The organism is Evtepia sp., from assembly GCF_056797215.1.
In genome coordinates this window covers 1-6,530 of the sequence record NZ_JBQILM010000058.1, presented here as the reverse complement: position 1 = coordinate 6,530, position 6,530 = coordinate 1, and the positions used below count along the sequence as shown (strand labels likewise).

The following is a 6,530-nucleotide window of genomic DNA, read 5'->3' as shown; positions in this document are numbered from 1 at the left end:
TGTTTCAGATGGTTTGAAAAAATCCGTTCTTTCGGTACGTAATGTACTGAAAGAACGGATTTTTTGCAGTCAAAGCTAGAGGGCGATATCCTGGGACTCCACCGCCTGCTGCTTCGCCCGGGCGGACTCCTGAAGGAAGAGCATGCTCCCCAGAGAGCTATAGGGCAGGACGAAAAAGTCCATGGCATTGTGGGTCAGGTAGGAGAACACGAACCACAGCAGGTAGGAGGAACGCAAGCCAAAGAACGCCTTGCGCAGACCCTGGACACTGGCCATTCCCCGACGGAACACCTGCCCCAGGCTGTATTCTGGATGGGCCGCCAGGCAGTAGCGCAGGGGCAGGAGGGTACAATGGAACCAGAATGTAAACAGAACCGCCAGGAAAAACAGCAGCGAACCACTGAGCTGGTAGAGGGTGCTGGCGGAACTATAGCTGTCCATTGAGGGTGTGATCTGATAGAAGCGATAGATGCAATAGAGGCTGGGGACCATGGCGACGAGCCCCACAACGCGCACCACCACTTGCAGGAGAAATTCCACCACCAGGGCTTTCCCCCAGCGCAGGGGCTGGCTGAGCCAGTATAGGATGCGGTTCACCCCTACCTGTCCGCCCCGGAACACGTTCCAATACTGCTCCATGGCCCCCATGCGCAGGGGCGACAGAATCAGGAAGCAGACCACGCCGCACACAGCCGCCAGGATCAGCTGCTGATAGGACAGGGGGACGGCCAGCACCATCCCTGTCAGGTCCATGCGGAAGATGAGGCTGAAGCCCTCCTCATAGAAGTAGAGGCCGCTGGCGGTGTCGCCGTACTTGCTCAAGTCCGCCATCCCATAGCTCGGGATGGCCCCCAGGAGCACCTGGACTCCAAACAGAGCCAACTGGATACACACGAAAAAGACCGTCACCCGCAGGCACATGGGGTGGATCATCCACCGCCTGGCCTGCTGTTTGATCTCCCGCCGTCGGGGTAATTGTATCATGATAAAGTTCCCTTTCTTATTCCGCCGCGTCCGGGTTCTCCGGCGCAGGGTCCGGAGCCGGTGTCGGGTTCGGTGCCGGCGTGGGGGCGGGTGCAGGGTCCGGCTTGGGCGCAGGGGCAGAGTAGCCGGGGATACCATATTTATAGGCGTCGGCAGGGCTCACCAGCACCACCTGGTCCCGGGGCCGGTAGACACTGGTTGCCTCCAAGTTGGAGCTAATCAGCTTCCCGTTCTCATAGAGGTTGCGGTAGGTGCGGATGGTATAGCCCGTGTAGGGGGTGACACTGACCTTGGTAGCCCCAGCCCCCAGGCCGCTGCCCACCTTGTAAACGGTCTTGTAGCCCGTGGTGCCCACCGTCTCGTTGGTCATCTCCACGGTGATGTTGTCGCTCTTGGTGCCCATGATGTTCACCGTCAAGGTCCGCCCGGACACGCTGCCCACCACCTTCAGGGGGAAGGGGGTGTTGTTCCGGAAACGGAAATCCTTGGAGCCATAGTACACCGTGGCGTCCATCCCGTGGGGGACATAGCTGGTGATATAGCCGTGGTTATAGCGCTCCACAATCTCCAAATTGGCCCGGAGGGTGGCCAGGTAGATGGTGGAGGACCCCTGGCAGATGCCGCCGCCGGTCTCCTGGACGGTCTCCCCAGAGACATAGGCAGGGGCAGGCAAGAAGCCACGGGCGCTGGTGCGCCGCCCCACCACCTCGTTGTAGGCGAATTCCTCCCCTGGCATGAGCACCTTGCCATTGAAGAGCTGGGCTGCCAGGGCGATGTTCTTCACCCGGTTTTCCGAACCGGCGATATTGCTGGTGCAGCTCCCCAGGACATCCTGGTAGAGGTAGGGCTCTAAATCCTTCACCGTTTGCTGGGGCTGGGTGATAATCAAGGGAATCTCTGCGCTCTTGCCCCAGTCCAGCTCATCAAAGGTGGCCTGGGCAGCCTGGGCATCGAAGGAGATACCAGGGCTCTCCTGCTGGAAGCGCTTGGCCGCCTTGTCAAACACGGCCTCTTGGACCTGGGTTTCCACCTGGCCCAGGACATCGTTGAAATTCAGCTCCTGGGGCAGGGTCTGGGCTAAGGTCACGGTGAACTGGGGGGCCTCCTCCCCCAGGGCCACCACTTCCCCCCGGCCCATACGCTGGAAAATCTCGCTGCGCAGGCTCTCCCGGTCCAGCAGGTTGCCGGGGACGCCCTTGGTCACCTTGAGGCTGGTCTCCCCCAGCTCCCATGTGCTCTGCACCGCCTCCTGTCCCACAGCCGCGTCCATCTCGTCCAAAATCTTCTCCAACGCGTCGCTCTCCCCATAGGCGGGGATGATCTCCGCCCCGGAGATGAGGCACTTGAGGTAGATGCCCCCCCGGGCGGCAAAGGCACTGTCGTTGCCCAGGCTCCACGCCTTGGAGGCCGTGGCGGCACAGTCGGTGCTCACGCTGGCCAGGGGGACCTGGACCTGGGTGGACTTCCCGTCCTGGGTGGCCACTTCAAACTTGACCCCCCGGTCCTGCTCCGGGGTTTGGGCTTCCACGGCCTGGGTCACCACCCGCTCCGCTTCTGCCCGGCTCATGCCCCCTACGGATACCCCCTGCACGCTCACATTGGGGTAGATGGCGTCCCCGCCGCCCACGGCGCACAGGGCCACATAGCTTACCAGCAGGGCCGAGGCCACCGCCACGCCCAGCACCAGCGCCTTTTTCTTCCCCAGGGACAGCTTTTTGGTCTTATTGGACTCTTCCATATAGGCCCCTCTCTTCTTTCCAAAATATTCCTTCCTTCGACAAGGCAGTCATTTTAGGTTATATTATATGGAACTCCTGCAAAAAAATCAACTGCGAGCTGCACAAAAAAATAGAAAACCCATGGGTTTCCTTCCCCACTCTGGATTTCCAAGTACTTTACTTCTCCCTTGATCTCTGTCATAATAGCAGAAAACCGACGGAAAGGAGCCCCCGCTATGAACGTCAACACCGTCTGGGCCGCCTATTTCAGCGCCACGGACACCACAAAAACCCTGGTCACCCGCGTCGCCCAGGAGCTTTCCCGCCGCAGCGGCGCCCCCCTGCAAACCTTCGATTTCACCCCGCCCCAGGCCCGCACCCAGCCCAAGACCTTCGCCCCCGGCGACCTGGTGGTCTTTGGCACACCGGTCTATGCCGGGCGGGTGCCCAACCTGCTCATCAAATATGTGGCCTCCATCCAGGGCCAGGGTGCCCTGGCGGTGCCCATCGTGTGCTATGGCAACCGCAATTACGACGACGCCCTCATGGAGCTGCGCAACACTTTGGAGGCCGGCGGACTGCGCACCCTGGCCGCTGGGGCCTTCTCCTGCCAGCACGCCTTTTCCCAAACCCAGGCCGCCGGCCGTCCTGACGCCAGCGACCTGACCATTGCCTCCGGCTTTGCCTATCAGATTGCCCAAAAACTGGCGGCCCTCCCCAGCTTGGAGGCCTTGTCCCCTGTGTCTGTCTCCGGCAACGACCCCCTGGGCCCCTACTACACCCCCCGCGACCGCCACGGCAACCCCATCAACATCCTAAAGGTGAAGCCCAAGACCAGCCAGGACTGTACGGAATGTGGACTATGCGCCGAGGAATGCCCTCTGGGCTCTATCGACGCCCAAGACCCCAAAGTCACCCTGGGCCCCTGCATGAAGTGCAACCGCTGCGTCCGCCTTTGCCCCCAGGGGGCCAAGTTCTTCGACGACCCCAACTACCTCTATCACAAGGAAGAGTTGGAGGCCCAGTTCTCCTTCCCCCGGCGGGAACCGGAGGTATTCCTATAATATAAAAAACACAATTTTTCGGAGGTATCTGTCATGGATTTTTTAGAGCTCTTGCTCACCCGCCGGAGTATCCGTAAATACACCGGGGAACCCATCCCCCAGGAGGCGTTGGAAGCCGTTCTTCACGCGGGCCTGGCCTCTCCCGCCAGCCGTGCCCGCCGCCCCTGGGAGCTGGTGGTGGTCCAGGACCCTGCCACCTTGGAGAAACTCTCCCACTGCCGGGTGGGTTCCGCCAAAATGCTGGCGGGGGCCAGCGCCGCCATTGTCGTGTTTGCTGACCAGACCAAAACCGATGTCTGGACGGAGGATTGCTCCATCCTCATGTCCAACATGCACCTCATGGCCCATGCCCTGGGACTGGGGAGCTGTTGGGTCCAGGGCCGCCTGCGCCAAACCGAGGCAGGCGGTTCCACGGAAGCCTTTTGCCGGGAGCTGCTCTCCGTCCCGGAGCACTGTGTTTTGGAGGCCATCCTCTCCCTGGGCATCCCCGCGGAGCACCCCCCAGCCTACACACTGGATGATTTGGACCGGAACCGGATTCACTACGAGCAGTTTTAACGTCCTCAGCCCTATGAAAAAGCGCCCTGTCCCAATGGACAGGGCGCTTTTAGCGCGTCAAAAATTTTGACGAAGGGGATATGACTGTGTGCATCACACGCCGTGCAGACTTATTTCTCCATCTCAGCGATCATATCCACCCGCCGGGAATGGCGTCCGCCCTCGAACTCCGTACACAGGAAGTTCTCCACGATTTTCTCCGCCATTTTCGGTCCCACCATCCCGGCCCCTAGGGCCAGCATGTTGGCGTTGTTATGCTTGCGGGCCATTTCCGCAGCCAGGGGGTCCGCACACTGGGCACAGCGGATACCCTTCACCTTGTTGGCAACAATGGAGATCCCCGCGCCTGTGGTGCAGATTACGATACCCATATCGCACGCACCGGAAGCCACGGCTTCCGCCGCCGCCTTGCCATAGACGGGGTAGTCGCAGCGCTCCTTGCTCTCGCAGCCGTAATCCTTGTAGAGGATATCCTCGCTGTCCAGATAAGCTTTGACCATCTCCTTCAGCTCAAAGCCGCCGTGATCAGAACCCAATGCAACCATATTTGTGCCTCCTTTTTCAAATTCTAAACATATCCGGTTTACGCTGGTGGTATACAGCCACGTAGCGGAATCCGCAATCCTCCATGAGCTGGTAGGCCTCCCGGATGCCACGGCCCAGGGGGGCGGGGGCGTGGGCATCCGACCCCACGGTAATGATCTCCCCCCCCAGCTCACGGTACAGCTTCAACACCGGCAGCCATTCCCCCAGGGTCTTGCCCTTCCAGGTGTTGATTTCTATGCCCTTCCCCTGCTCCACCGCCAGGCGTAGGATCTCGTGGATCTGATCCTTATAGCGCCAGATGTCCGGGGGGGTGGGATACTCCCCCTTCATGTACCGCAGGGGATAGATGATATGCCCCACCACGTCATAGTAGGGCCCCGCCGCCAGGGCAAGCATGGACTGGAAATAGTTGTCCAAAGCCCGGTAGCAGTCCTCCAAAGAGCTATAGTCCAGGAGGAAAAAGTCCCGGCCCCCAGCCTCCAAGCTCAGGTTGTGGGCGGACCCGATGACGAAATCCAGCCCCGGTTGGCTCAGCACCTTCTCCGCCGCTTCCGGGAAGAGGAAGCCCATGCCAAACTCAATCCCCATGGGCAGGTCCAGCTTGGTGCCGAAGGCATCCAACATCTCCTCCCGCTGCCGGAGCACCGGGGCCCAATCGTAGTGGAGGGTCTCCTCCCCCTCGATGCTCAGCAAGTCGCAGTGGTCGGTGAGGCACAGGGCATTCAGGCCGTATTCATGGGCCTTCCGGGCCATTTGTACCATGGGGTACTCCGCGTCCGGGGAACAGATCGAGTGGGTGTGGCAGTCAGCCAAAAACATGGTTTTTCCTCCGTGTTTACTTTTTCTTCCGGCGGGAGAAGAAGGACTCCCCCTTGCCGTGGGCATTCTCCTCGCCTTTGCTCTCGTCCAGGTCCGGGGCGGACTTCTCCTGGCCCTCTCCCATGGCCTGGCCGAATTTTTCCAGCGCCTCCCGCTGTTCCGGGGTAAGCTTTCGGGGAACCTCCACCCGGATGGTGACGAACTGGTCCCCCCGGCCCCTGCCGTTGAGCACTGGGATGCCCTGGTCCCGCAGGCGGAACACCGTCCCCGGCTGGGTCCCGGCAGGCAGGTTCCACCGCACCGGGTCCTTCAGCGTGGGCAGCTCCAACTGGGCCCCCAGGGCCGCTTGGAGGAAGGACACGGTATGCTCCAAATACACGGCCGTCCCCTCCCGGCGGAAGAGCACGTGGGGCAAGACGTTGATGACCACAATCAGGTCCCCGGCGGGGCCGCCGTTGCGGCCCATATCCCCTTGGCCCCGGACAGAAATGGCCTGGCCGTTGTCGATACCCGCGGGGATTTTGACGGTGACCTTCTTGGACCGGCGCACCCCGCCGGAGCCGCCACAGGCCTTACAGGGCTGGTGGATGATCCGCCCCTCTCCCCGGCAGTTGGGGCAGACGGTGGTGGTGGACATATTGCCAAAGACCGTGCGCTGCTGGACCCGCACGGAACCGGAGCCGTGGCAGTCGGGGCACACCTCGGCGGTGGTACCCTCGGCGCAGCCGGTTCCCCGGCAGGCGTCGCAGGCCTCCACGTGTTGGATGTTCACATCCTTCTCACAGCCGAAGGCCACCTCTTCCAGGGTCAGGGTGAGGTTGGAACGGAGGGTCTTGCCCTT

General features: G+C 61.3%; 8 protein-coding genes. 2 read left to right on the top strand and 6 right to left on the bottom strand.

Translation table 11 applies throughout. From position 1 onward, the window contains the following. Positions 1-75: 75 nt before the first annotated feature. Genes ACTOZL_RS09930 through ACTOZL_RS09920 form a run of 3 tightly spaced genes read right to left on the bottom strand, consistent with a single transcriptional unit; the run spans position 76 to position 2,904 of the window. On the bottom strand, positions 76-984 hold the full coding sequence (locus ACTOZL_RS09930; RefSeq protein ID WP_482478224.1) for a hypothetical protein: 909 nt from the start codon (positions 982-984) through the stop codon (positions 76-78). Positions 985-1,000: 16 nt separating this feature from the next. Continuing rightward, positions 1,001-2,722, bottom strand: a complete 1,722-nt coding sequence (locus tag ACTOZL_RS09925) for a VanW family protein (RefSeq protein WP_482478223.1) — start codon at positions 2,720-2,722, stop codon at positions 1,001-1,003. A gap of 53 nt (positions 2,723-2,775) precedes the next feature. After that, a complete protein-coding gene (locus ACTOZL_RS09920) occupies positions 2,776-2,904 on the bottom strand; it encodes a hypothetical protein (RefSeq protein WP_482478222.1) in 129 nt (42 codons plus the stop codon). Between the two features lie 34 nt (positions 2,905-2,938). Here ACTOZL_RS09920 and ACTOZL_RS09915 point away from each other — a divergent pair, with 34 nt between their 5' ends. Further along, positions 2,939-3,766 carry a ferredoxin gene (locus tag ACTOZL_RS09915; RefSeq protein ID WP_482478221.1) on the top strand — a complete coding sequence of 276 codons (828 nt, stop codon included), beginning with the start codon at positions 2,939-2,941 and terminating at the stop codon, positions 3,764-3,766. Positions 3,767-3,799: 33 nt separating this feature from the next. Further along, entirely contained in the window at positions 3,800-4,324 is a 525-nt protein-coding gene (locus tag ACTOZL_RS09910; RefSeq protein WP_482478220.1) for a nitroreductase family protein, read from the top strand. Between the two features lie 110 nt (positions 4,325-4,434). Here ACTOZL_RS09910 and rpiB read toward each other — a convergent pair whose 3' ends face one another. The 3 genes from rpiB to ACTOZL_RS09895 form a co-directional block, all read right to left on the bottom strand. Next, on the bottom strand, positions 4,435-4,869 hold the full coding sequence (gene rpiB / locus ACTOZL_RS09905; protein WP_482478219.1) for a ribose 5-phosphate isomerase B: 435 nt from the start codon (positions 4,867-4,869) through the stop codon (positions 4,435-4,437). Positions 4,870-4,885: 16 nt separating this feature from the next. Continuing rightward, positions 4,886-5,689 carry a histidinol-phosphatase HisJ family protein gene (locus ACTOZL_RS09900; RefSeq protein ID WP_482478218.1) on the bottom strand — a complete coding sequence of 268 codons (804 nt, stop codon included), beginning with the start codon at positions 5,687-5,689 and terminating at the stop codon, positions 4,886-4,888. A 16-nt stretch (positions 5,690-5,705) separates the two neighbouring features. Beyond that, positions 5,706-6,530, bottom strand: an 825-nt coding sequence (locus ACTOZL_RS09895; protein ID WP_482478216.1) for a DnaJ C-terminal domain-containing protein, incomplete at its 5' end; no start/stop codon positions are given.